This is a genomic window from Arthrobacter sp. Helios (assembly GCF_023167125.1).
Taxonomy (GTDB): Bacteria; Actinomycetota; Actinomycetes; order Actinomycetales; family Micrococcaceae; genus Arthrobacter_B; species Arthrobacter_B luteolus.
Genome location: NZ_CP095402.1, coordinates 2,820,062 through 2,842,644, shown reverse-complemented (window position 1 = coordinate 2,842,644; position 22,583 = coordinate 2,820,062). Strand labels below are relative to the sequence as shown.

Genomic DNA, 22,583 nt, shown 5'->3' with positions numbered 1-22,583 from the left:
CGGGCCGCCGCCCACCGGTACGCAGGGCTTCGGTGGTGCTAGCCCTTGATCTCGGTCCAGGCCTTGGTCCAGTCCTGGTAGTTGGTGCAGGTGACGTCCGTACGGCCGTCAACACACTGCTCCACCGGGGTGGTCCACATCCAAACCTGCTTGTAGTACTCCTCGTCCGTGGCGAAGAAGGTCTCGCAGTGAGCCGCGTTGGCTTCGGATCCTTCACAGGCGAGGGCGTTGGCGGGAGCCATGCCGAAGTTCTGCGAAATCTGGGCGTTCACCTCGGCCGAGGAGGCGTAGTCCATCCACTTGTAGGCGCAGTTCGGGTTCTTGGCCTCAGCAGCGATCATCCAGGTGTCGGACCAGCCGGTGGCGCCTTCCTTCGGCAGCACGGACTCGACGGTGGCGCCGTCGCCCTGCGCCAGGTTCACGATGACCTGCCAGCCGGTACCCATGTGGGCGGTGCCGGAGGAGATGGAGCTGACGGCCTTGAGTGCGTCGTTCCAGTACTCGCCCACCATGCCGTTCTGGGTCTTGAGCAGGTCGACGGCGGCCGCGAGCTGGTCGGCGTCCAGCGCGTACGGGTTAGTGATGCCCAGGTCCGGCTGCGTGGCCATCAGGTACACGGCGGCGTCGGCAATGTAGATCGGGGAATCGTAGGCCATGGTCTTTCCGGCGTACTCACTGTCCTCTTCCCACAGCGGGGCCCAGGAATCCGGGGCCTGCGCAACGTGCTCGGTGTTGTACATCAGCACGTTGGCGCCGCGGCCGATCGGTACACCGTAGCTCTGGCCGTTCAGCGTGTCATAGACCTGGCCCTTGAGTCCTTCGACGATGTTGCCGAAGTTCGGAATGAGTTCCGTGTTGATCGGGGCCACATCGCCGCCGGCAATCAGGCGGAGCGATGCGTCGCCGGAGGCGGAGACCAGGTCGTATTCGCCGCTGCGCATGAGCTGGACCATCTCATCGGAGGTGGCACCGACCTTGCGGTTCACCTGGCATTTTGTCTCTGCTTCGAAGGCGCTGACCCAGTCGGCGTCGGGATTGGTGGAACCGTCCTCCACGAAACCGGCCCAGGCGATGATGTTGACCTGTCCTTCGCCTTCGCCGACCTCGCTGGCCATGGGCAGGTCCGGAACCTGGATGCCGGTCGAGGACGAATCGGAGGCGGCGCCGCCGCCGCAGCCGGCCAAAACCAGCGTGAGTGAGGCGAGGGCTGCCAACGGCAGTGCCTTGGTGATCTTCATGGGAGAACCTTTCATAGTGGGTGCGGGTGAAACGTGGTGCTGGAAGCCGGTGGTGGCTGGCTGGGTCTGAGGTGGCGGTGAAGCCAGTGGGCGGTATGACTAACTGACGGTTGTACTAACTGACGGCGAAGTTAAAGCGGGAAGGCCACTGGAGTTCGACGGCGTCGCCGCGGCCGCAGGCGGTGGCCCGGGAATCGTTCTGCTCCTGGACGATCAGCCGGTCCCCGGTTTCCGTGGTGGCCACGTACCGGGTGGTGGGGCCGGTGTAGACGATCTCCTCGATCCGGGCGGAGACGGTGGAGAAGCCGTCCGGAGCCAGGCTTCCCGGAGCGGCGATGTGGATCCGTTCCGGGCGGATGCTCACCAGTGCATCGCTGCCTGTGAGCCGCTTGGCGAGGGTGCCCTCGACCAGGTTGGTGCTGCCCAGGAAGGTCGCCACGAACCGGGTGGCCGGACGCTCGTACAGGTCTTCCGGGCTGCCGACCTGCTCGATGCCGCCGTCGTTAAACACGGCGACGCGGTCTGAGAGGGTTAGTGCCTCTTCCTGGTCGTGGGTTACGAAGACGAAGGTGATGCCAACTTCGCGCTGGATCTGCTTGAGCTCGATCTGCATCTGCTCACGCAGCTGCTTGTCCAGTGCCCCGAGCGGCTCATCCAGCAGCAGGACCTGCGGGCGCAGTATCAAGGCCCGGGCCAGGGCGATGCGCTGGCGCTGGCCGCCGGACAGTTGGGAAGGCAACCGGTCCGCGACCTGCGGCAGGCGGACCATCTCCAGTGCCTCGGCCACGCGGCGCACACGTTCCGCCCGCGGAGTCTTGCGCAGCTTCAGTCCATAGCCGACGTTCTGGGCAACGGTCAGGTGTGGAAACAGCGCGTAGTCCTGGAACACGGTGTTCACGTTCCGCTCGAACGGAGCCTTGCCGGTGACATCGGAGCCGTGGAGGTAGATATGGCCGCTGGTCACCGGTTCAAAGCCGGCCACCATGCGCAGCACGGTGGTCTTGCCGGAGCCGGAGGGCCCCAGCAGGGAGAAGAACTCACCCGAGCGGATGTCCAGGTCCAGGTCCTTGACCGCGGAGAAATCGCCGAAGCTCTTGGTCACCCGGGACAGGCTGATCGCGGTGCCTGAGGACACCTGGTCCTCGACGGTGGGGGAGATGGGTGCTGTGCTGGCTGGCACGGAAAGTCCTTTCACTTCAGCAGGAAGCGCGGAAGCGCAACAAGTAGTAAAGCTATGAAACCAGATGTTATATGTAATTTCCGTCACTTCAGGTAAATTTCTTGTTACGGATGCGCGGCCGGGGCTTTTGGCGCCCGGCACTCCGCCAAGCTGGAAAGATCGTGAACATGCCCCAGAACACCGCTCCGCAGAAACGCCTCCTCACCGCCGTCTTCGCGCCGCTCGGCGACGCCGGGAAGGCCAGCCGCGTCGAAGAGCGCATCATTCAGGGGATTTCGGCGGGTGCGCTGCTGGACGGAGACAGGCTCCCCACCGAGATGGAGATGGCCGCATCGATGGGCGTGGCCACCGTAACGGCGCGTGAAGCACTGGCCGGACTCCGGACGCGCGGCCTGGTGGAAACCCGCCGGGGACGCGACGGCGGCACCTTTGTTACGCTGCCCTCCGGCGACCGGATGGAGCTGGTCCGCCGCCGGCTCGCCGCCATGAGCCGGGTGGAGCTGCGGGACCTGGCGATTCACTACGCCGCAATTGCCGCCACCGCCGCGGAGCTGGCGGCCGACGCAGCGGACACGGAAGATGTTGAGGCCCTCGCGCACCTGCTCGAAGCGCCCGGCCGCGGCAACCGAGCCGTGGGAGACTTCCTGCTGGAGCTCGCTGCGCTGAGCCAGTCCGCGCGGCTGACCAGGGAATATGTCCGGCTGCACACGGACTACGGTTCACTGCTCGGGCTGGCCCATGCCGACGCAGCCTATGATGCCGCCATGGTGAGTCTGTGCCGCCGGATCTGTGCCGCCGTGGCGGAGGCGGATGCTTCCGCGTCCCGTGCACTGGTCCGCGAATACGTCCAGGCCTCCGTGGCCTGGCTCATTGATGAACACACCCGCCTTTCCACCTCCGCCGACCTCACTACGGCAGAGAAATCACCCCCCGCACCCGCCTGGAGGAAAGCATGAGCATTTCCCGCAGTGAATCCCCCATATCCCTGGCAGCCGCTCCCGCCGCTGCCCTCGGCAGCTTCTTCGAGGAGGTCCTGGAACTCCTTGAAACCTGGAAGCCACGGATCGAGGCCCTGTTTGCCGACCCCGCGGCGCCACCGTCGCGGCGGGACGTGGACGCCGTCGTCGAACCCCTGGCCGCCGTTCTCCTGGGCAGTACCCGACACCCGCTGGCCGGCGGGGGATTCGTTGCCGCGCATGGCGCCGTCGGGGACGCAGCCTGGCACATGGCCTGGTGGCAGGGGCGCAGCAAGGAGGTGCAGATGCTGACCTCGATCGAATCGATGGGGGAGGCCTATTCGCGCCGCGAGTGGTTCACCGTTCCCGTGGAAACCGGTGCCAGCCACATCACCGGACCCTATGTGGACTTCATCTGCACCGATGAATACACCGTGACCCTGACCTCTCCGGTCAGCGTGGCAGGGACGGTGGTTGGCGTCGTCGGCGCGGACGTTTTCGTGGAATCCCTCGAAGAGGTCCTGCTTCCGGGCCTGCGGCAGCTGCACGGAGAGGCGTCACTGGTGAACCGGGTGGGGCGGGTGGTGGTCTCAGCAGACCCGCAGCTGGCAGCCGGCCGCCTGCTGGTCGGGGACTGGCGGCAGGCGCAGGATCCCCTGCAGATGGAACTGCGGGGAGCTGAATATGCCGGGCACCGGGCCGCGGTGCACGCCTGCGGCCGGCTGCCCCTGGCGGTGGCGATCCCGCACCCCCTGGGCTAGCCCGGGGGCCAACCCGGCCGGCGGGGCCGGTTGGAGGGCCGGCTAGCGGGGCCGGCCTTAGCCGCCGGCGACCGGGCGGGGCTCCGGCGCCCTGGCGGGCACCTCCGGAATGTGAAAGAACGGAAGTGTCCGGCTGACCAGCGGGCCAATCAGCAGGGCAAAGGCCACGGTGCCCAGGCCCACCGGTCCGCCGAGTGCCCACCCGGTGGCCAGGACAGCGATCTCGATCCCGCTGCGCACCGCCCACAGCGGCCAGCCGAACCGTGCATGCAGTCCGGTCATCAGCCCGTCCCGCGGACCTGGGCCCATCCGGGCGCCGATGTAGAGCCCGGTCGCCACGGCCAGCAGAACGAGGCCGCCGGCGAACAGGAGGGCCTGGGCCCAAAACTCTGACGGGGCCGGCACCACCGCGAGGCCCACTTCCGCGCTGGGCCCGATGAGCAGGACGTTCAGCACCGTTCCCACCCCGGGCTTTTGCCGGATCGGAATCCACAGCAGCAGGACGGCCAGTCCAATCAGATTGGTCACCCAGCCGAAGGGGATTCCGGACTGGAGGCTGGTGCCCTGACCCAGGACATCCCACGGGGAGACGCCGATTCCCGCACGGACCATCATGCCGATGGCAAAACCGTACAGAAAAAGGCCAATCAGCAACTGCGCCACCCGGCGGGCAAAAATCCACGTCATAGCCTCAAGCCAATCGTTGAATTGGTCTTATATCAAGATGCCAATTGGCATAGGCTGGCCTGATGTTGATCCTGGGAGCAAATCGGTTGGCGGGTATGCTCGGCGCCTGGCGCGCCAGTGGTCCGGCGTATTCGGATCTGGCGGAGCGTATCCGGCTGCTCGTCCTGGACGGCCGGCTGCCAGTCGGTGCCAGGCTTCCGGCCGAACGCGAGCTCTCCGGCCGCCTTCAGCTTTCCCGCACAACGGTCAGCGCCGCCTACGCCAGGCTGCGGGATACCGGTTACCTGGAAAGCCTGCGGGGATCCGGCAGTGTGGTGCGGATTCCGGGGGTGCCCGCGGCCTCCACTCCGTTGGCCGGCCCCGATACCCTGGACCTCAGCAAAGCCGCCCTGCCGGCCGCACCCCAGCTGGCCGACGCCGCGGCGGCGGCCCTGGGCCAGCTCCCCGGGCTGCTCACGGAGCCCGGCTACGATCCCGTGGGCCTGCCCGCCCTCCGCGAAGCCATCGCAGAACGCTATGCCTTCCGCGGCCTGCCCACTGACCCCGGGCAGGTCATGGTGACCATCGGCGCGCAGCATGCGGTGGCGCTGCTGTCGCGGGTGCTGCTCGAACGCGGTGACACCGCGCTGCTGGAATCCCCGACCTATCCGCACGGCGCGGAAGCCATCCGCGCAGCTGGCGGACGGATCGTTCCGGTGGCCGTCACACCGCGCGATGGCTGGGACACCGAAGGTCTGGAACAGGCTTTCCGGCGGTCACGGCCGGCCATGGCCTATGTGATGCCGGACTTCCACAATCCCACCGGCGCGGTGATGCAGCCGGCGGTGCGTCACATGCTGCTGGAGCTCGCCGCGCAGGCCGGAACGGTGGTCGTGGCGGATGAAACGATGGCCGAGCTGGACATTGATTCCCCGGGACCAGTGCCGCCGCTGGCGGTCCACGGCCCGGCCGTGCTGGTGGGGTCCCTGGGTAAAACCGTATGGGGCGGGCTGCGGATCGGTTGGATCAGGGCCGAACCGGACCTCATCACCCGGCTGGTGCAGGCCCGGTTTGCCAACGATCTGGGCACACCGGTGCTGGAGCAGCTGGTGGCGGTCCAGGTCCTGGCCCGGTATACGGAGATCCTGGCTGGGCGGCGCGAGCTGCTGCGGGCCGGCCGGGACCGGCTCGAATCCCTGTTGGCGGCCGCGCTGCCGGAATGGGATGTGCCCCGGATTTCCGGCGGGCTGAGCACCTGGGTGAACATCGGCCGCCCGGTCAGTTCGCAGCTGACCCTGGCGGCCCGCTCCCGCGGACTCCTGCTGGCTGCCGGCCCGGTTTTTGGCAGCGACGGTGTGTTTGAACGGTTCCTCCGGCTGCCGATCAGCTACGGAGCGCCCGAAACCACCCGGGCCGTGGAAGTGCTGGCGGACGCCTGGTCAGGGCTGGGCGAAAGCCCGGCGCCGCCGTCGTACCAGCCCGCAGTGGTCTGACGGCCGGAACCGCGGCCGGGCTGCCGGCTACGGAACCAGGTTCACCACGGCGTCCGCCGTGTGGGCGCGCGCGGCGATCAGGTCCGCGTTCAACTGGTCGCTTCCCTCTGCCCAGCGCCGGGCTTCCGCTGGGGATTTCCCAAAGGCTGCGTGCCGTGCGGCCAGCCGGGCAACCCGGGTTGGTTCTGCCAGCGAGAGGTACCAGACGGCGTCGAGCTGCTCCCGCACCTCCGGCCAGGCACCGCTGTCCTGCAGCAGATAGTTTCCCTCCGTGATGATCAGCGCAACGGAGGGCTTCACCGGCACCGCGGAGCCGATCGGCTCCTCGAGGGCGCGGTCGAAGTCAGGCGCGTAGATGATCCGTCCGGCGGAGTCCTGCCGCTTCAGCCGACGGAGCAGGGCAGCGAACCCGTCGTCGTCGAACGTGTCGATGGCCCCCTTGCGGTCCCTCCGGCCCAGGTTCTCCAGCACCCGGTTTGCCAGGTGGAAGCCATCCATGGACACAACGACGGCGAGGTCCGGTCCCAGCGCCGCGGCCAGGGCAGCGGCGAGCGTGGATTTTCCTGCGCCGGGCGGCCCGGTGATGCCGAGGATGCGGCGGGGACCGGCAGCGAGCGTCCGGGCCTCGGCGATGAGCTGGTCCAGGGTGCGGTCGAGGATCTGCATGCTTCGCCCCTTCGCAGCCTAGGAAACGTCCGTCGAGTCCCGCACCACCAGCTCCGGCTGGAAGGTGACGTGACGGTGGTGATGGTCCTCGGCCAGCTCATCCTCCAGCAGCTCCACCGCAGTACGCCCGATGAGCCGCGCCGGCTGGCGGATGGAGGACAGCGGAACAATGGCGGAGGGCGCAAAATCGATGTCGTCGTAGCCGATCAGGGAGATGTCCTGGGGAACCCGGATCCGGTGGTCGAAGACGAATGCCTGCAGCAGCCCGATCGCCAGCAGGTCATTGGCCGCGAACACGCCTCCGGGGCGTTCGGCGGCCGGCCGGCGGAGCAGTTCCTCGCCCACGCGCCGGCCCTCCAGCACCGTCAGGGCCGTGGTGCCGGCGACGTCCAGCGACGCACCGGGCACGGCGTCGACGGCGGCCCGGGCACCTGCCTGCCGGTCGACCACCTGGTGCAGGGACGCCGGACCGCCCACGAAGGTGATTTTCCGGGCTCCGCCGGCCAGCAGGTGCGCGACGGCCATCCGGCCGCCTTCGACGTCGTCCACGGCCAGGGAACAGTACTGGGAGGCGGGAGCCTGCTCATCCACCAGCACCACCGGGGTGCCGCGTGAGCGCAGCCGGTCGATCCGCCGCCGGTCATCGGACTGGGGCGTGATGAGCACCCCGCGCACCCGCTGTTCCTCGAACAGGTCCAGGTAGACCTCTTCCCGGCTCCGGGAGAGCCCCGAATTGCCGACGATCACTGCCTGGCCGAGGTCATCCGCAGCGGCTTCGGCGCCCCGGGCGATTTCGTTGTAGAAAGGGTTGCCGGTGTCCTGCACCACCAGCCCGAGGGTCCTGGAGCGTCCGGCCTTCAGCTGCCGTGCCACGTCGTTGCGGACGTATCCCAGTTCGTCGATGGCCTTCAGCACCCGGCTTCGGCGGTCCGCTGAGACCACCTCGGGCCGGTTGATCACGTTGGAGACGGTGCCAATCGATACCTGGGCCTCCCGTGCCACGTCCTTGATGCTCACCGGGAATCTGGCCATGCTCTCTTCACTTCCGTCCGGACGAGGTCCGCTTCTCCTGGCGCCGTCATCTGCGGGCGGGGCCCGCGGGACAGGGTCTCATTGTAAGCAGCATGTCCTTTGGAAGACCGGCGCGCCGCAGGTTATGACAGGCGTGCGGCGGCCCGCGGCTCGTAGCGGACCGGTTCGAAGGTGCGGGCAACCAGGCGGCGCAGCTCCTCCAGCCCGCCGGAGACCAAGCCGGCGGCCCGGGCCTGGACCAGCACGTTGCCGATCGCAGTGGCCTCCACCGGCCCGGTGAAGACCGTGCGTCCGGTCCGGTTGGCGGTGAGCTGGCAAAGCAGCGTGTTCTGCGATCCGCCGCCCACCACGTGCACGGTGCGGATGCTGCGCCCGGTGAGCCGCTCGATCTGCTCGATGACGTCCGCGTAGGCGGCCGCCAGCGACTCCAGAATGGAGCGGACCATTTCGGCCCGGCCGCGGGGTGCACGCAGTCCGCGCTCCTCACACCATGCGGTGATCCGGGCCGGCATGTCACCGGGCGTCGTGAAGCGCTCGTCCTGCACATCGAACACCGGCACCGGGGCGGTGACGGCCGCCGCCTGGCTGATCAGCTCGGCCAGGTTGCTGGTGTGCTGGGCATCGGTGGCGCCCGGCCCGTCCCAGGTGCGGATGGATTCAGAGAGCAGCCACAGCCCGGAAACGTTCTTCAGGTAGCGGATCCGGCCATCCACACCGCCCTCGTTGGTGAAGTTGGCGGCGTGGCTTTCGGCGGTGAGCACCGGGGTGGGCAGCTCCACGCCGACCAGGGACCAGGTGCCGGAGGAAATGAACGCGGCGTCCTCATCGGCGAAAGGCACCGCGACGACGGCGGAGGCAGTGTCGTGCGAGCCAACGGCAGTAACCGGCACTCCGGCCGGGGCACCCAGCTCGGCCGCCACCGCGGGCAGCAGGCCGCCGATCCGGGCGCCGGGAGCCACCAGCGGGGCGAAGAGGCCGTTAGCCAGGCCGAGCCGGGCCATCAGCTCGGTGTCCCACTGCCGGGTGCGGGCGTCCAGCAGTCCTGTGGTCGCTGCGTTGGTCTCCTCGGTCACCTGCCGGCCGGTGAGCCAGTAGGCGATCAGGTCAGGGACCAGCAGCGCCCGCTCCGCCATTGCCAGATCACCGCGCTGCCTGTCCACGGCTAGCTGGAACACGGTGTTGAACGGGAGATGCTGCAGCCCGCTGCGGGAGTAGAGCTCCTCCGGGGGTACGGCCGCGTGCACTGCCTGCACCCCGGCCGCTGTGCGTTCGTCCCGGTAATGGTAGGGCAGGCCAAGCAGCTTTCCGCCGCGCAGCAGCCCGTAGTCCACCGCCCAGGAGTCGACGCCGATGGAGCAGACGCCGGGTTCCTCCCGAAACGCCTGGGCGAGCCCGGCGGACAGGGACCGGTAGAGCTCGGTGATGTTCCAGTGCAGGCCGGGCCCGTCTCCCTCGTGCAGCCGGACCGGCTGGTTGGGGAAGCGGGCCACATGCCGCATCCGGATCCGGCCGTCGGATATACCGCCGAGGATGACGCGGCCGCTGGTCGCCCCAAGATCGACGGCCGCCACCGCTGCCGCTGTCGCTGTCGCCACGTTTGTGTCCTTTCGCTGTCCCCGGGCCGTCTAGCGCAGGAACGCCGCAGCGACGCCGGCGTCGACCGGGATGTGCAGGCCGGTGGTGTGGGAGAGGTCGGAGCTGGTCAGCACTGCGGCTGCGCTGGCAACGTTCTCCGGCAGCACCTCGCGCTTGAGCAGGGTGCGCTGGGCGTAGAACTGGCCCAGCTCCTCCTCGGGCACGCCGTACACGGCGGCGCGCTTGGCTCCCCAGCCGCCGGCGAAGATACCGGAGCCGCGGACCACGCCGTCGGGGTTGATGCCGTTGACCTTGATGCCGTGCTCGCCCAGCTCAGCGGCAAGCAGGCGCACCTGGTGGGCCTGATCGGCCTTGACGGCGGAGTAGGCGATGTTGTTCGGGCCGGCGAAGACGGAGTTCTTCGAGGAGATGTAGAGGATGTCCCCGCCCATCTCCTGGGCGATCATGGCCTTCGCCGCAGCCTGGGAAACCAGGAAGGAGCCCTTGGCCATCACATCGTGCTGCAGGTCCCAGTCCTTCTCCGTGGTTTCCAGCAGCGGCTTGGAGATGGACAGACCGGCGTTGTTCACCACGAGGTCAATACCGCCGAAGGCCAGTACCGTGGCGTCGACCGCGGCGGCGACCTGCCCGGCGTCGGTCACATCGGCGCGGACACCAATAGCCACGTCGGGTCCGCCCAGCTCTGCGGCTACCTGCTCGGCGGCCTCCAGGTTCAGGTCCGCGATGACCACGCAGGCGCCCTGCGCGGCCAGCCGGGTGGCGATGGCCTTGCCGATGCCCGACGCCGCGCCCGTCACCAGCGCGATGCGGGTGGCATGGCTGCGCGGCTTGGGCATGCGGGCCAGCTTGGCTTCTTCCAGCGCCCAGTATTCGATCCGGAACTTTTCCGACTCATCAATCGGAGCGTAGGCGGAGATGCCTTCGGCGCCGCGCATCACGTTGATGGCGTTGAGGTAGAACTCACCGGCTACCCGTGCGGTCTGCTTGTCCCTGCCCCAGGAGAACATGCCCACGCCGGGCACCAGCACAATTGCTGGATCCGCACCCCGCATGGCCGGGGACGCGTCGTCGGCGTGCCTCTCGTAATAGGCCTGGTAATCGGCGCGGTAGGCCTCGTGCAGCTCCTTCAGCCGGGCGATGCAGTCCTGGACCGGTGCGTCAGCCGGCAAATCCAGGACCAGCGGTTTGATCTTGGTGCGCAGGAAATGATCCGGGCAGGAGGTGCCCAGGGCGGCCAGCCGGGGGTGCTCGGCGGCGGCGAGGAACTCCAGGACCCGCGGATCGTCCATGAAATGGCCGACCTGGGGGCGGTCATGCGAGGCCAGCCCGCGGATTGCCGGGGCGAGGGCGGCGGCTTTGGCCTGCCGCTCGGCCTCCGGCAGGGCCTCATATCCGGGCAGCACCGGGCCGAAAGGTTCCGCCTTGGAATGCTCGGCGATGTAATTCTCGGCTGTCTCGATGATCCACCGGGAGTTCGCCTCGGCTTCGTCGCTGGTCCCGCCCCAGGCAGTGATGCCGTGCCCGCCCAGGATGGTACCGATGGCAGCGGGGTTGGACTCCTTGATCGCGGCGATGTCCAGGCCCAGCTGGAAGCCTGGACGGCGCCAGGGCACCCACACCACCTTGTCGCCGAAGATCTTCGCGGTGAGTTCCTGGCCGTCTGCCGCCGTCGCGACGGCGATGCCGGAATCCGGGTGCAGGTGGTCGACGTGGGCGGCGTCAACCAGACCGTGCATGGCGGTGTCGATCGACGGCGCAGCGCCGCCCTTGCCGTGCAGGCAGTAGTCAAAGGCTGCGACCATCTCGTCCTCGTGCTCCACACCGCGGTAGACGCCCTTCAGCGCCCGCACCCGGTCCATGCGCAGCACGGCGAGACCCTTCTCGGTGAGGGTGCCGAGGTCCCCGCCGGAGCCCTTGACCCACAACAGCTCCACGTCTTCACCGGTCACCGGGTCCGCCGCGGTGCCCTTAGCCGAGGTGTTGCCGCCGGCATAGTTAGTGTTCTTCGGGTCGGAACCGAGCTGGTTGGAGCGGGCGATGAGGTCGGCGACGGTGGTCTGCGGACCGGTCGTCGGGTTGCTGGCGTGGGCGTTCATGCGAAGGTCTCCTCGTGGAGTGGACGGAATCTGTCGGTCAGGGGCGGGCGCGGGGAAGGCTCAGGAACCCCAGGAAGCCTGGGTGCCGCCGACCCGCTCTTCGGCGATGCGCTGCAGGTATCCGGATGCCGCGAAGGCAGCCATCGGATCACCCGGCAGCCCGCGGGACTCGCGCCAGGCCGCCAGCTGCGGGCGGACATCGGTGTAGAACGCGTCCATCAGGATCTGATGGGCGCCGAGCACGTCGCCGCCGGCCTGGGCGGATGCCAGCGCTTCGCCGTCGATCAGCAGGGCGCGGGCCGTCATTTCCTGAACGTTCAGGACCGAGCGGATCTGGCCGGGAATCTTCTCTTCGATGTTGTGGCACTGGTCGAGCATGAAGGCCACACCGGTTTCGGGATCCAGCCCACCGCCGCGGACCACCTCGACCATGATGCGGAAAAGCTGGAAGGGGTCTGCGGCGCCGACGATCAGGTCGTCGTCGGCGTAGTTGCGCGAGTTGAAATCAAAGGAGCCGAGCTTCCCCAGGCGCAGCAGCTGCATCACGATGAACTCGATGTTGGTCCCCGGCGCGTGGTGTCCGGTATCGAGGCAGACCTTGGCCTTGTCGCCGAGCGCGGCGACCTGGGTGTACGCCGTGCCCCAGTCGGGCACATCCGTGTGATAGAAAGCCGGCTCAAAGAACTTGTACTCAAGCACCAGCCGCTGGTCTTCGCCCAGCTGGGCGTAGATCTCCGCCAGCGACCCGGCGAGCCGGTCCTGGCGGCCGCGCATGTCCTGCTGCCCCGCGTAGTTGGTGCCGTCCGCGAGCCAGATCTTCAGGTCCCGGGACCCGGTGGAATTCATGATCTCCAGGCACTCCAGGTGATGGTCGACTGCCTTCCGGCGCACTCCGGGATCTGCATGGGTCAAGGAACCGAACTTGTATTCCTCGTCCTGGAACGTGTTGGAGTTGATGGTGCCCAGGGATACACCCAGATCTGCAGCGTAGCGGGAGAGGGCGGCGTAGTCCTCCACCTTGTCCCAGGGGATGTGGAGCGCGACGGCGGGAGCCAGTCCGGTGAAGCGGTGGACCTGGGCGGCGTCGGCAATCTTTTCCTGAACCGTGCGCGGCGTTCCCGGTGTGGAGAAGACCTTGAAGCGGGTTCCGGAGTTACCGAAGGCCCAAGACGGAAGTTCGATGGCCTGGGCGGCCAGCTGAGGGGCGATGTCGTCGAATACAGGCATGTGCGTCACTTCTCTGTGGATAGCCGGCGGGCCGTATGGAAAAGCACCGGCACCGCATTGAATCGTTTCACTAAACTAAGCCGCCAGGATGGAGAAGGTCAAACCTATTCGCAGTTGCCAGCGCACAACCAGGCAGCAAAGCCGTGTTGAAACGTCTCAAATTTTGGGTACTATGAGTCCGGCAGCATGTGAGACCGCCCTCACAGGTTTACCTGGCGGGTCCATCCTCAGGGGTGGCGATCTGCTGCCGCCACAGGTGCGAAGGTCCTCCCGGACCCGCCACATTACGAAGGAGTGATGCATGGGCTCTTCCCCATCCACGGCTGAGCTGCAGGAGCTGGTCCGGCTTCCTGATGAGACCACCCGCACCCGCGGATGCTTTCTGCTGCACATCCGTCCGGAGCGGCTGGCCGAGTACGTCGAGGTCCACCAGCGGGTCTGGCCGGAAATGCTGGACGCCCTGCGGGAAACGGGCTGGCGGAACTACTCGCTGTTCCTCCGCCCGGAAGACGGCCTGGTTGTGGGCTATTTCGAGGCGGAGAACGCCACGGCCACCCAGCAGCTGATGGATGCACATCCGGTCAATACCCGATGGCAGACGGAGATGGCGCAGTACTTCGTCGAAGGCACCTCACCTCGGACGCTGACGCAGTACTTCCACCTCTCCTGAACCCGTTTCTCCGGGGCACAGCCGTGCCCGCTTCACAGCACCTTCTTCACCGTTGCAGAAAGGCTCGCCATGAGCACCACCAAGCTCGGCGGATGGAAAGCCACCATCGCCGTGTCCATGTCCAACTACATCGAGGCCGGCTCGATCATTGCCCTGGCCACCAGCCTGACCCTCTGGCAGGAGTACTTCGGGTTCACCAACCTCGTCGTCGGGCTGGTCGCTGCGCTGAGCGCCAACGCATTCGGTGCAGCCATCGGCGCCCTCATCGGCGGCCCGCTGGGCGACCGGTACGGACGCAAGTTCATCTACACCTATGACCTGATCCTGTACATGCTCGGCACCCTGCTGGTCATCTTCGCTGTGGCACCCTGGATGCTCATCGTCGGTGTGATCCTGACCGGTATCGCCGTCGGCGCCGGCGTGCCGGTCGCCTGGACCTACATCGCGGAGGAAGCCCCCGCCGAACACCGGGCCAAGCATGTTGGCACTGCCCAGCTCGCCTGGTCTCTGGGCCCGGCGCTGGTGTTCCTGTTCGCCACGATCCTGGTCCCGCTGGGCCTGACCGGCAGCCGGATCATCTTCGCGCACCTGTTCGTCGTCGCCTTTGTCACCTGGTGGATCCGCCGCGGCCTGTCGGAATCGGCCACCTGGAAGAAGTCCGATGCAGAGCGCCAAACGGCTGAGGCCAGCGGCATCAAGCGCCGCAACTACCGTGAACTGCTGACCAGCGCCACCAACCTCAAGGCTCTGCTGTTCCTGACCGGTGTCTACGCGCTCTGGAACCTGGTGGCCGGCCAAATGGGCATCTTTATGCCGCGCGTGTACGAGTCCGCCGGCGTCGAATCCGCCATCCAGCAGAACCTGCTGCAGGTGCTTCTGTGGACCCTGACCGTGGCGGCCACCTACTTCGGCTTTATGAAGTACGGGGACCGGGTGGACCGCCGGCTGCTTTACGGCATTGGGGCGGTGCTGGGTATTGTTGCCTGGCTGCTGCTGGTCTTCGCGCACGTCACCATGCCGGTGCTGATCGTGTTTGCCGCACTCTGGGGCATCTCAGCCGGCATCGGAGCCCAGGCCTTCTATGCCCTGTGGGCCGCCGAGATGTTCCCGACCCGTCTCCGGGCCAGCGCCCAGGGCGTGTTGTTCTTCGTGGCCCGCATAGTCGTGGGTCTGCTCAGCTACTGGTTCCCCACTTTGCTGGCCGAACGCGGTGTTCCATTCGTTGGCATGATCATGATCGGCGCTCTCGTCGCCGCCATGCTCATCGGTGTCCTCTGGGCCCCGAACACCAGCGGCAAGAGCCTGGAGGACATCGAAACCGAGCGTTACGGCAAGGCTCCCGAAGCGGTCAAGCAGGACGCCGTCTAACCACAGCACTCACGGAGGCTCAGCACTTCTCAGCTCAAATCAGATCGGCGAGGGCCTCCGGGCCGGCCCGGGTTCACACCCGCGGCCGGGCCGGAGGCCTTTCCTTTGGGGCTGCCGCTGCTGGGCAGACTGCAACAATGGGGCGCATGGCACTGCACAGATATCCGATCCGCCGCCTGGAGGAGGACCCCGCCCATAAGCTGGAGCGCGGTCTCTGGCCAGCTGTTCTGCCGGCGGTTGCGCAGGTTCTGGACCGGGGGCTCGACCTCGGGCCGGCGACCATCCTCGTGGGTGAAAACGGTTCCGGGAAGTCGACACTCGTGGAAGCGGCGGCTCTGGCCTACGGATTGTCCGCCGAGGGCGGATCCACCGGGGCGCGGCACACAACCCGGTCCTCAGAGTCCGTTCTGGCCGACCACCTGCGGGTGGTCAGGAACGCGGGGGCCACCCGCCGAGGGTATTTCCTGCGGGCCGAGACGATGCACGGCTTCTTCACCTATCTGGAAGAGAATCCGAGGTGGGGCCCGCCGGACATCCGCTTCCACGAGATGTCTCACGGAGAGTCGTTCCTGGCGCTGGCGGCAGACCGGTTTCGGGGCCGCGGGCTGTGGGTGCTGGACGAACCTGAGTCAGCGCTGTCCTTCTCCGGGTGCCTCAGCCTGGTCTCAGTGTTGAAGGGCCTGCTGGCCGACGGCAGATCGCAGGTCATCCTGTCCACCCACTCGCCCCTGCTCGCCGCGCTGCCCGGTGCGGAGATCCTGGAGCTGGGACCCTGGGGGCTGCGGCGCCGGGCGTGGGAGGACCTCGACCTGGTGAGCAGCTGGCGGTCGTTCCTGGGCTCACCGGAGAGGTATCTGCGGCACCTCTAGGTGGGAAACCGTGACTTCCTCACCGCTGGGTAGTTGGATGTGCAGGGACGGCTGTTGATCAGGAGCACTCCGCACCCTGCGGCCGGCTTATAAGGAGGTCCGATGGGACGGGTCAGCGGAAAAACTGCCATTGTCAGCGGCGGGGCGCGCGGGATCGGTGCCGCCGTGGCGCGGCGCCTCGCAGCGGAAGGGGCGCAGGTGGTCATCGGGGACCTGCTCGACGGCGACGGCCGCGCCCTGGCTGAGGCCATCGGTGCCAATGCTGCCTACGTGCACCTGGATGTCACAAGTCCCCAGGGCTGGGCCGACGCCGTCCGCCAGGCAGAGGAACGGTTCGGCGGCGTGGATGTTCTGGTGAACAACGCCGGGATCGCGGATTTCGGCAGCATCGAGGATTACACGCTGGAGCAGTGGAACACCATCATTGCCGTCAATCTCACCGGGGTTTTCCTGGGTATCAAGGCAGCTGTCGAACCGATGAAGCGGTCGCCTGGTGCCTCCATCATCAATATTTCCTCCACCGCCGGTCTGCAGGGCTACCAGAACCTTCCCGGCTATACGGCAGCGAAGTACGGCGTCCGTGGACTGACGAAGTCCGTTGCGATTGACCTTGGCCCGGCCGGCATCCGGGTCAATTCGGTGCACCCGGGCGCCGTCCGGACCCCTATGACCGCAGGTCTGGACGGCGGGCAGGAGCACGTGGCGCTGCACCGGATGGGTGAACCCGAGGAGATAGCGAACCTGGTCCTGTTCCTGGCCAGCGACGAATCCAGCTTTTCCACGGGCGCCGAATTTGTGGCCGACGGCGGGGAAACCGCAGGGCTGGCCCGTTACGAAGTGGCGGAGCTGAGTTCCGAGCCCGGCCGGGCACCATCCGCTCCGGAAGCACCGTCAGCTCCTTTGCTCCCGCCCGCGGACCCGGAACCGCCGGCAATGTGACGGGCCCGCTCCCTCTCCGCGGAAGGAGCTAGGCGTCCTGGCGCTGGCGCTGGCCGGAGGGAGTTCCCTTGGGCTCGGTGAACACGATGTAGCGGTAGGCAAAGTACCGGAAGACGTTGCCCAGCAGCACTCCGATGACGTTGCCGGAAACATTGTCCGCGAATTGGCTGTCGAAGCCGAGGAGGTAGTGGGAGACATACAGGCAGCCGGCGGCGATCGCCAGGCCGACGAGGTTCGTGAGGGCGAACAGGATGGTCTCGGCCCTGACGCTGCGGCCGCGGGTGCGCCGGAAGGTCAGGTAGCGGCTGCCCAGCCAGGAAATCGTCGTGGCCACGGCTACCGAGACAACCTTCGCGGTGATCGGGCTGTTATCCAGGACAGCGGCGGCCAGGAGGTTGAACAGCCCGATGTCTACGAGGAAAGCGACCGTGCCTACCAGGGAAACGACCCCAGTCTCCGGAGGACTTTCCGGGAAGTCGAAATGCCGTTCATTCTGCTACCAGTTCTTTTCCCAGGACTAGCCGCAATGGGCTGCGCCGTGACCGGCCGCAGCCCATGCTGCACACCGTGGAACCACAAAACGGGGTTCATCTTGGATGCTTTCACATACGCCTGGAGCGGACAAAATCAGGTGCCTTCCTCGTGGCGGCCGCGACAGCCGGGATCAGCCCGCTGCCGGCAAACGAACCGTGAACACGGTTCCGCGGCCTACCTCGCTTGTGACCGTAATCGTTCCCTGATGGGCCTCGACGATGTTCTTGCTGATAACAAGCCCCAAACCGACGCCGGGAATCGCTGCCTTGCGGCTGGTACCGGAGCGGAAGAACTTGGTGAAAACCTCGGTCTGCTCGGCGGCTGTCATACCAATGCCGGTATCGGCGACCTGGAAGTGCAGGCTGTCTCCGGTTGACCACGCGCTGACCGTGACCCGCCCGCCGTCGGGTGAGTATTTCACTGCGTTGGACAGCAGGTTGTCGATCACCTGCCCAATGCGCTGGGGGTCAAGGAAGGCCGGCAGCTGCGCGGGGAAATCGGAGATCAGTTTGACCCTGCTGATTTCTGCGCGGGGAGCCGCTGAGGTCATGGAGCTGCGGAGCAGATCGGCAAGATCCGAGGATTGCTGTTTGATGCTGCTGGGGCCGGCCGCGGCGGAGAGCAGGTCCGAGACCAGTTCGAGCAGCTTCTCGGAGTTGCGCAGCGCCACCTTCAATGAGGTGGCCACGTGGGCCGGAACGTCCTCTTCGTCCTCCAGCGCCAGATCCAGATAGCCCATGATCGAGGTCAGCGGGGTGCGGAGTTCGTGCGACACATTGGCGACGAAGTCCTCTTTGGCGGCGACAGCGTTTACCAGCCCGGTGACATCGCTGAAGGCGATCACGGAGCCCTGGAAACCGCCCTGCCGCTGCACGGACCGGGCGGTGACGCTGAAGGCCCGCTGCTGGTCGCCGCTTCCAAACCAGACGAGCTGATCGGAAAAGGACTGGCCCTGCACGGTGCGGCGCACCGGACGCAGCTCCGGAGGCAGGGACGTCACACGATCCGGACCGAAGATCAAGAGTTCACATTCGTTGGCCTGCGTGCTCCCTGCCGGCAGGGCACGGCGTTGGATGAACCGCTGACGCGAGTTGGTGAGAACGACGTTGCCTTCCTCATCAACCACGGAAACACCGACCTCCACCGTGTCCAGAACGGTTTGGAGCAGCGATTCCTTGCGCCTGCTTTCCGCCAGGCTTTCCTGCAGGATCCTGTCTTTCTCCTGCAGTGCCGCCTGCTTCTCAAGGACGTCCGCTTCTGCGCTGGCTCTTGCTGCTTCGGCTCGTTCGGCAGCGCGCAGGGCACCCACAAGCTCCCGCTCGTAGAGCCGGCGTTCGTGGGCGTTGAACACCACCACCCGGTCCAGTGCCGGCCGGCTCCCCTCGGCCTGCTGCCGGGTGGCGGAAAGCAGGGCCGGGAGGCGGGTCCCATCCGGGCCGAGGAAATCGACTGCAAGTTCAGCAAAGGACCGGCCGACGCCGAGCTGGGGGAGCGCATGGGTTGAGTAGACAATGCGGTCGCCCACCGGGAGCAGGGACAGCAGGCTTGCGCCGATCAGTTCCTCCCGCGGCCGGCCGATCCACGCCGCGAAAGTCTCGTTCGCTTCGGCGATGGTGCCGTCTTCGAGTGTGACGATATATCCCGACGGCGACCCGTGGAACAGGTCCCGGTAATCCAGTTCGAGTGCGGCCTGGGTCAGCTCCACTCCCCGGGATGGTTCCTTCACGCCGCTGGTATCCGTGCGAGGTAGGTGAGGATGGCGTCCGCTGTTTCCTCCGGTGCGCTGACGTGCGGGAGATGGCCCGTGGCTTTGAGGGTCATCAAGGTGCTGGCAGGAATGCGCTCCTGGGTGTAGACGCCGATATGCGGCGGGGCCAGCAGATCGGAAGAACACTGCAGGATCAGGGTGGGAACTTCCACCTTCGAGAGAAGGGGACGGACGTCGGACAGGAACGAGACTCGGGCAAAGTCCCGGGCGATTGCCGGATCCAGCCGGCAGAAGCTGCCTTCGAGCTCATTGTGGAGTTCGGGCTTTTCCGGGTTGCCCATGATCATGGGGGCCATGGCGGCAGCCCATACGATGTAATTCGTGTCGAGGGATGCGAGGAGTTCGTCGATGTCGGCTTCGGAAAAGCCACCGGTGTAGCCGTCTTCCGGGCGGTCCATATAGCTGGGGGATGACGCCAGGAGCACCAGATCCGAGAAATACTGCGGAGCGGCAGCCGCGGCGGCCACGGCCATCATGGCGCTGACGCTGTGGCCCACGAAGGTGGCATCCCGGAGGTCCAGCTCGGCGCAGATGTCCAGCAGGTCGCTGACGTACCCGTCCAGCGACGAGTATTTGGCGGAATCATAGGCGGTGAGGTCGGAGCCGCCGGAGCCCACATGGTCGAAGGTGACGACCCGGTACTGGCCGGTGAAGTAAGGAATGACCCGGCGCCACATCTCCTGGTCGCAGCCGAAACCGTGGCCGAAGATCACCACAGGCCCCGCTTCATTGCCTAGGATCCGGACATTGTTGCGGGACAGAACGTCTGTCGTCATGGGACGGCGGGCCTTTGTTCGGGTGCGTGGTAGATGGTGCTGGTGTGAACTCTACCGCCACCTCCGGGGTCGATCCGGGACCCGAATCCGCGCGGCACGCAACAACCGGATCCGCCATCCGTCCAGGGCTTCACTCCCCGTGTTCAGCGGGCAGCAAAACGCAGCTCGGCGGCGCCGCCGTTGAACTGTGTGGTGCCGATCAGGCTCATGGTGGCGGTGGGGGCAGTGACTGGCAGCAGCCGGCGTCCGGAGCCCAGAGCCACCGGCATGTAGGTGATCCACAATTCATCCAGCAGGCCGGCCTCAGCAAACTGGGCGGCGGTGTTGCCGCCGCCTACCACCCAGATGTTCCGGTCCTGGGCCAGTGCGGCAGCCTGGTCCAGGATGCCCTGCACCTCCCCGCGGACGAAGCGGACGCCGCTGCCGGGCGGCGGTTCAAGGTCCCGGTGCGTCAGCACCAGGCAGGGCAGGGCGCCGTAATCCCAGGTGTCCGGCTGTTCGGACCGGAGCCACGCATAGGTTTCCGCACCCATGATGATGGCCCCGACTCCGGACACAAACCTGTCGTAGTGCTCTTGGAAGGGCTCGAAGCCGAAAGTCAGGAGCCAATCCAGGTTGTTGTCCTCAGTGGCGATGAAGCCATCCAGTGATGAAGCGACGTAATAGATGACTTTTGCCATGCATCGAGAGTAACCGCCGGCGGTGTTCCGGGGTTAGATGACGGCCTTTCCTTGCAGCCGGAGGGCCCAATTCGGCGATCCCGGGACGCTGCGGCGCGACTCGCTCGGCTGGCCGCGTGTGGCCGCCGCCGCTGGCCGCACGCGGCCCCAGCCGTGCAACGAAGCGACGCATTCCGAGGTCTGCTTGACGCTTCCCGCCAGCGGACCGCAAAGTTAGGTATCACTAACCTAACTTTGGGACCGGCGCTCGGCGCCGGCCCAGCCGTCCCGGGGAGAACCATGGTCCTGTTGTCCGAAGAACTTAAGAGCCATACGGCCCTCGCCCACACCCAGGCAGAAGAGGCCAGCTTCGTGAAGGAGCTGATGGCCGGAAACATGGATCAGGGTGAGGTTGGCAACCTGCTGGCCCAGAGTCTGGTCATCTACCGGGCACTGGAATCCGCGCTGGCCCGGTTTGCCGGCCACCCCCAGCTGGGACCCTTTGTTGACGCCCGCCTGGAGCGGGTTCCGGCCCTGGAACGGGATATGGACTTCCACTTTGGGCCGGATTGGGAAGAGCAGCTCGCTGATGGCCGCATTCACATCGTGCCCGCGGCCAAGGCATACGCCGACAGGCTCAGCGGGCAGTCAGAGGATGCCGCGGAATTCCTGCTGGCCCACCACTACGTCCGGTACCTGGGGGACCTCTCAGGTGGTCAGATCATCCAGCGGCTTGTGCAGCGGCACTACGGCACCCCGGATGCCGGACTCAACTTCTACGCCTTCCCGCTCATTGAAAAGCCGAAAGTCTACAAGGATCAGTACCGTTTACGGCTGGACACCACTGATTTCTCGCGTCCGCAGAAGGACCGGATCCTGGCTCATGCTGCCGAATCGTTTGAAATGAACCGGAGTGTTTTCCTGGACCTGGCCGACTTCCGGGAGAGCAGGCTTCCCGCCGCCGTGTAATCCGCCCGCGGCGGGCGGTTCCAGAGCCCGGGGCCCGTGCATGTGGCTGCACCTCACCAATTAGATGCATAAGCATGTAATGTGGAGGAACAGCTGAAGCAGGGAAAGGGTTGGTAGAGATATGAGCAACGTCGAAACGGCTCCGGTGGAAGTTGAGTGCGCCTCCGCACCCGCCGATTCCGCCGTCGAAATCCACGTTCCCCGCGACGTCCCGCTGGGCGGCCCCCGTGCCATGCCCGTCCGCCGCACCCTGCCGCAGCGCAGCCGCAGCCTGATCGGTGCCTGGTGCTTCGTGGACCACTACGGGCCAGACATCGTCGCCCGGACCGGCGGTATGGTGGTCCCGCCGCATCCGCATACCGGGCTGCAGACCGTCAGTTGGCTTTTCACCGGTGAAATTGAACACCGCGACAGCACCGGGGCCCATGCCATGGTGCGGCCCGGGGAACTGAACCTCATGACCGCCGGCCGCGGCATTGCACATTCCGAGGTTTCGCCGGCGGAGGTCAGCATCCTTCACGGCGTCCAGCTCTGGCTTGCGCTGCCTGAGGCAGCGCGCGGCACGGAGCCGCGCTTCGACCACTATGTTCCGGATGCCGTCCGGGGTCCGGGCTGGGAACTGCGCGTTTTCCTCGGCAGCCTGGCCGGCTCGGAATCCCCGGTGGAGACCCATTCTCCGATCCTCGGCGCCGAACTGCTGCTGGAAGCCGGTGCCACGGTGGAGCTCGACGCCGATCCGCGGTTTGAATACGGTCTGCTCGCCGACTCGGGGGCACTGGAATTCCAAGGGGCCGCCGTCGCCCCGTCGGAGCTGGCCTATCTGGCTCCCGGGGCCGGGACCCTGCGGATCAGCGCGCCGGCGGGCGCGCCGGCCCGGGTGGTGCTCATCGGGGGCGAACCCCTGGGAGAGACCATCGTGATGTGGTGGAACTTCATTGGCCGCAGCCATGAGGAAATCGTCCAGTACCGCCGCGAGTGGCAGCAGCACATCGGCGCGGAAACCCACCCGGGCGCCGAGCCCGGCAGCCGGTTCGCCGCCGTCCCCCATGATCCGCTGCCCCCGCTCCCGGCACCGGCCCTGCCCAACGCCCGGCTCCGGCCGCGCCGCTAATCCGAAAGG

Annotated in this window: 21 protein-coding genes; 9 read left to right on the top strand and 12 right to left on the bottom strand. The window is 66.8% G+C overall.

All coding sequences use genetic code 11. The features are described from left to right. Positions 1-38: 38 nt before the first annotated feature. Complete coding sequence (locus ArtHe_RS12860; RefSeq protein ID WP_248317315.1) at positions 39-1,238, bottom strand: extracellular solute-binding protein; 1,200 nt, start codon at positions 1,236-1,238, stop codon at positions 39-41. A gap of 115 nt (positions 1,239-1,353) precedes the next feature. Further along, on the bottom strand, positions 1,354-2,418 hold the full coding sequence (locus ArtHe_RS12855; RefSeq protein ID WP_248317314.1) for an ABC transporter ATP-binding protein: 1,065 nt from the start codon (positions 2,416-2,418) through the stop codon (positions 1,354-1,356). A gap of 167 nt (positions 2,419-2,585) precedes the next feature. On the opposite strand from ArtHe_RS12855, the gene ArtHe_RS12850 reads away from it, so the two are divergent. Together ArtHe_RS12850 and ArtHe_RS12845 are read left to right on the top strand one after the other, a co-directional pair. Continuing rightward, on the top strand, positions 2,586-3,374 hold the full coding sequence (locus ArtHe_RS12850) for a GntR family transcriptional regulator (protein ID WP_066302755.1): 789 nt from the start codon (positions 2,586-2,588) through the stop codon (positions 3,372-3,374). Then, positions 3,371-4,135, top strand: coding sequence for a hypothetical protein (locus tag ArtHe_RS12845; RefSeq protein ID WP_248317313.1), 765 nt, complete (start codon positions 3,371-3,373; stop codon positions 4,133-4,135). The genes ArtHe_RS12850 and ArtHe_RS12845 overlap by 4 nt, the downstream gene beginning before the upstream one ends. A gap of 57 nt (positions 4,136-4,192) precedes the next feature. Here ArtHe_RS12845 and ArtHe_RS12840 read toward each other — a convergent pair whose 3' ends face one another. Further along, positions 4,193-4,822 (bottom strand): hypothetical protein, encoded by a 630-nt coding sequence (locus ArtHe_RS12840; protein ID WP_248317312.1) that lies wholly within the window; start codon positions 4,820-4,822, stop codon positions 4,193-4,195. Between the two features lie 62 nt (positions 4,823-4,884). On the opposite strand from ArtHe_RS12840, the gene ArtHe_RS12835 reads away from it, so the two are divergent. Continuing rightward, positions 4,885-6,294: a PLP-dependent aminotransferase family protein gene (locus ArtHe_RS12835; RefSeq protein WP_248317311.1), complete on the top strand. Its 1,410-nt coding sequence runs from the start codon at positions 4,885-4,887 to the stop codon at positions 6,292-6,294. Positions 6,295-6,321: 27 nt separating this feature from the next. Here the strand turns inward: ArtHe_RS12835 and ArtHe_RS12830 are convergent, their stop codons facing one another. The 5 genes from ArtHe_RS12830 to rhaI form a co-directional block, all read right to left on the bottom strand. Beyond that, complete coding sequence (locus ArtHe_RS12830; protein ID WP_248317310.1) at positions 6,322-6,960, bottom strand: nucleoside/nucleotide kinase family protein; 639 nt, start codon at positions 6,958-6,960, stop codon at positions 6,322-6,324. Between the two features lie 18 nt (positions 6,961-6,978). Beyond that, complete coding sequence (locus tag ArtHe_RS12825) at positions 6,979-7,992, bottom strand: LacI family DNA-binding transcriptional regulator (protein ID WP_248317309.1); 1,014 nt, start codon at positions 7,990-7,992, stop codon at positions 6,979-6,981. Positions 7,993-8,114: 122 nt separating this feature from the next. After that, positions 8,115-9,587, bottom strand: coding sequence for a rhamnulokinase family protein (locus ArtHe_RS12820; protein ID WP_248317308.1), 1,473 nt, complete (start codon positions 9,585-9,587; stop codon positions 8,115-8,117). A gap of 30 nt (positions 9,588-9,617) precedes the next feature. After that, positions 9,618-11,684 carry a bifunctional aldolase/short-chain dehydrogenase gene (locus tag ArtHe_RS12815; RefSeq protein ID WP_248317307.1) on the bottom strand — a complete coding sequence of 689 codons (2,067 nt, stop codon included), beginning with the start codon at positions 11,682-11,684 and terminating at the stop codon, positions 9,618-9,620. Positions 11,685-11,744: 60 nt separating this feature from the next. Continuing rightward, positions 11,745-12,911: an L-rhamnose isomerase gene (gene rhaI, locus ArtHe_RS12810; protein WP_248317305.1), complete on the bottom strand. Its 1,167-nt coding sequence runs from the start codon at positions 12,909-12,911 to the stop codon at positions 11,745-11,747. Between the two features lie 301 nt (positions 12,912-13,212). Here rhaI and ArtHe_RS12805 point away from each other — a divergent pair, with 301 nt between their 5' ends. From ArtHe_RS12805 to ArtHe_RS12790, 4 genes are all read left to right on the top strand, one after another. After that, on the top strand, positions 13,213-13,581 hold the full coding sequence (locus ArtHe_RS12805; protein ID WP_248317303.1) for an L-rhamnose mutarotase: 369 nt from the start codon (positions 13,213-13,215) through the stop codon (positions 13,579-13,581). 69 nt (positions 13,582-13,650) lie between these two features. Continuing rightward, positions 13,651-14,949, top strand: a complete 1,299-nt coding sequence (locus ArtHe_RS12800; protein ID WP_248317297.1) for an MFS transporter — start codon at positions 13,651-13,653, stop codon at positions 14,947-14,949. A 146-nt stretch (positions 14,950-15,095) separates the two neighbouring features. Further along, entirely contained in the window at positions 15,096-15,818 is a 723-nt protein-coding gene (locus ArtHe_RS12795) for an ATP-binding cassette domain-containing protein (RefSeq protein WP_248317296.1), read from the top strand. Positions 15,819-15,920: 102 nt separating this feature from the next. After that, on the top strand, positions 15,921-16,757 hold the full coding sequence (locus tag ArtHe_RS12790) for a glucose 1-dehydrogenase (RefSeq protein WP_248317292.1): 837 nt from the start codon (positions 15,921-15,923) through the stop codon (positions 16,755-16,757). Between the two features lie 28 nt (positions 16,758-16,785). Here ArtHe_RS12790 and ArtHe_RS12785 read toward each other — a convergent pair whose 3' ends face one another. From ArtHe_RS12785 to ArtHe_RS12770, 4 genes are all read right to left on the bottom strand, one after another. Next, a complete protein-coding gene (locus ArtHe_RS12785) occupies positions 16,786-17,196 on the bottom strand; it encodes a GtrA family protein (RefSeq protein ID WP_282568729.1) in 411 nt (136 codons plus the stop codon). A 225-nt stretch (positions 17,197-17,421) separates the two neighbouring features. Next, on the bottom strand, positions 17,422-18,996 hold the full coding sequence (locus ArtHe_RS12780) for an ATP-binding protein (RefSeq protein ID WP_066302775.1): 1,575 nt from the start codon (positions 18,994-18,996) through the stop codon (positions 17,422-17,424). A gap of 17 nt (positions 18,997-19,013) precedes the next feature. Continuing rightward, a complete protein-coding gene (locus ArtHe_RS12775; RefSeq protein WP_066302777.1) occupies positions 19,014-19,835 on the bottom strand; it encodes an alpha/beta hydrolase in 822 nt (273 codons plus the stop codon). 143 nt (positions 19,836-19,978) lie between these two features. Then, positions 19,979-20,515 (bottom strand): dihydrofolate reductase family protein, encoded by a 537-nt coding sequence (locus tag ArtHe_RS12770; RefSeq protein ID WP_066302779.1) that lies wholly within the window; start codon positions 20,513-20,515, stop codon positions 19,979-19,981. A 288-nt stretch (positions 20,516-20,803) separates the two neighbouring features. Between ArtHe_RS12770 and ArtHe_RS12765 the strand changes: the two genes are divergently transcribed. After that, entirely contained in the window at positions 20,804-21,463 is a 660-nt protein-coding gene (locus ArtHe_RS12765; RefSeq protein ID WP_248317289.1) for a biliverdin-producing heme oxygenase, read from the top strand. A 121-nt stretch (positions 21,464-21,584) separates the two neighbouring features. Then, the gene (locus ArtHe_RS12760; RefSeq protein ID WP_248317287.1) at positions 21,585-22,574 is read left to right on the top strand and encodes a pirin family protein; all 990 of its coding nucleotides are present in this window, start codon (positions 21,585-21,587) and stop codon (positions 22,572-22,574) included. Positions 22,575-22,583: the final 9 nt, after the last annotated feature.

Coding starts and splice junctions, on each gene's coding strand:
- ArtHe_RS12860 (WP_248317315.1), bottom strand. CDS start 1,238: ATGAAGATCACCAAGGCACTGCCGTTGGCAGCCCTCGCCTCACTCACG.
- ArtHe_RS12850 (WP_066302755.1), top strand. CDS start 2,586: ATGCCCCAGAACACCGCTCCGCAGAAACGCCTCCTCACCGCCGTCTTC.
- ArtHe_RS12845 (WP_248317313.1), top strand. CDS start 3,371: ATGAGCATTTCCCGCAGTGAATCCCCCATATCCCTGGCAGCCGCTCCC.
- ArtHe_RS12840 (WP_248317312.1), bottom strand. CDS start 4,822: ATGACGTGGATTTTTGCCCGCCGGGTGGCGCAGTTGCTGATTGGCCTT.
- ArtHe_RS12835 (WP_248317311.1), top strand. CDS start 4,885: ATGTTGATCCTGGGAGCAAATCGGTTGGCGGGTATGCTCGGCGCCTGG.
- ArtHe_RS12830 (WP_248317310.1), bottom strand. CDS start 6,960: ATGCAGATCCTCGACCGCACCCTGGACCAGCTCATCGCCGAGGCCCGG.
- ArtHe_RS12825 (WP_248317309.1), bottom strand. CDS start 7,992: ATGGCCAGATTCCCGGTGAGCATCAAGGACGTGGCACGGGAGGCCCAG.
- ArtHe_RS12815 (WP_248317307.1), bottom strand. CDS start 11,684: ATGAACGCCCACGCCAGCAACCCGACGACCGGTCCGCAGACCACCGTC.
- rhaI (WP_248317305.1), bottom strand. CDS start 12,911: ATGCCTGTATTCGACGACATCGCCCCTCAGCTGGCCGCCCAGGCCATC.
- ArtHe_RS12805 (WP_248317303.1), top strand. CDS start 13,213: ATGGGCTCTTCCCCATCCACGGCTGAGCTGCAGGAGCTGGTCCGGCTT.
- ArtHe_RS12800 (WP_248317297.1), top strand. CDS start 13,651: ATGAGCACCACCAAGCTCGGCGGATGGAAAGCCACCATCGCCGTGTCC.
- ArtHe_RS12795 (WP_248317296.1), top strand. CDS start 15,096: ATGGCACTGCACAGATATCCGATCCGCCGCCTGGAGGAGGACCCCGCC.
- ArtHe_RS12790 (WP_248317292.1), top strand. CDS start 15,921: ATGGGACGGGTCAGCGGAAAAACTGCCATTGTCAGCGGCGGGGCGCGC.
- ArtHe_RS12775 (WP_066302777.1), bottom strand. CDS start 19,835: ATGACGACAGACGTTCTGTCCCGCAACAATGTCCGGATCCTAGGCAAT.
- ArtHe_RS12770 (WP_066302779.1), bottom strand. CDS start 20,515: ATGGCAAAAGTCATCTATTACGTCGCTTCATCACTGGATGGCTTCATC.
- ArtHe_RS12760 (WP_248317287.1), top strand. CDS start 21,585: ATGAGCAACGTCGAAACGGCTCCGGTGGAAGTTGAGTGCGCCTCCGCA.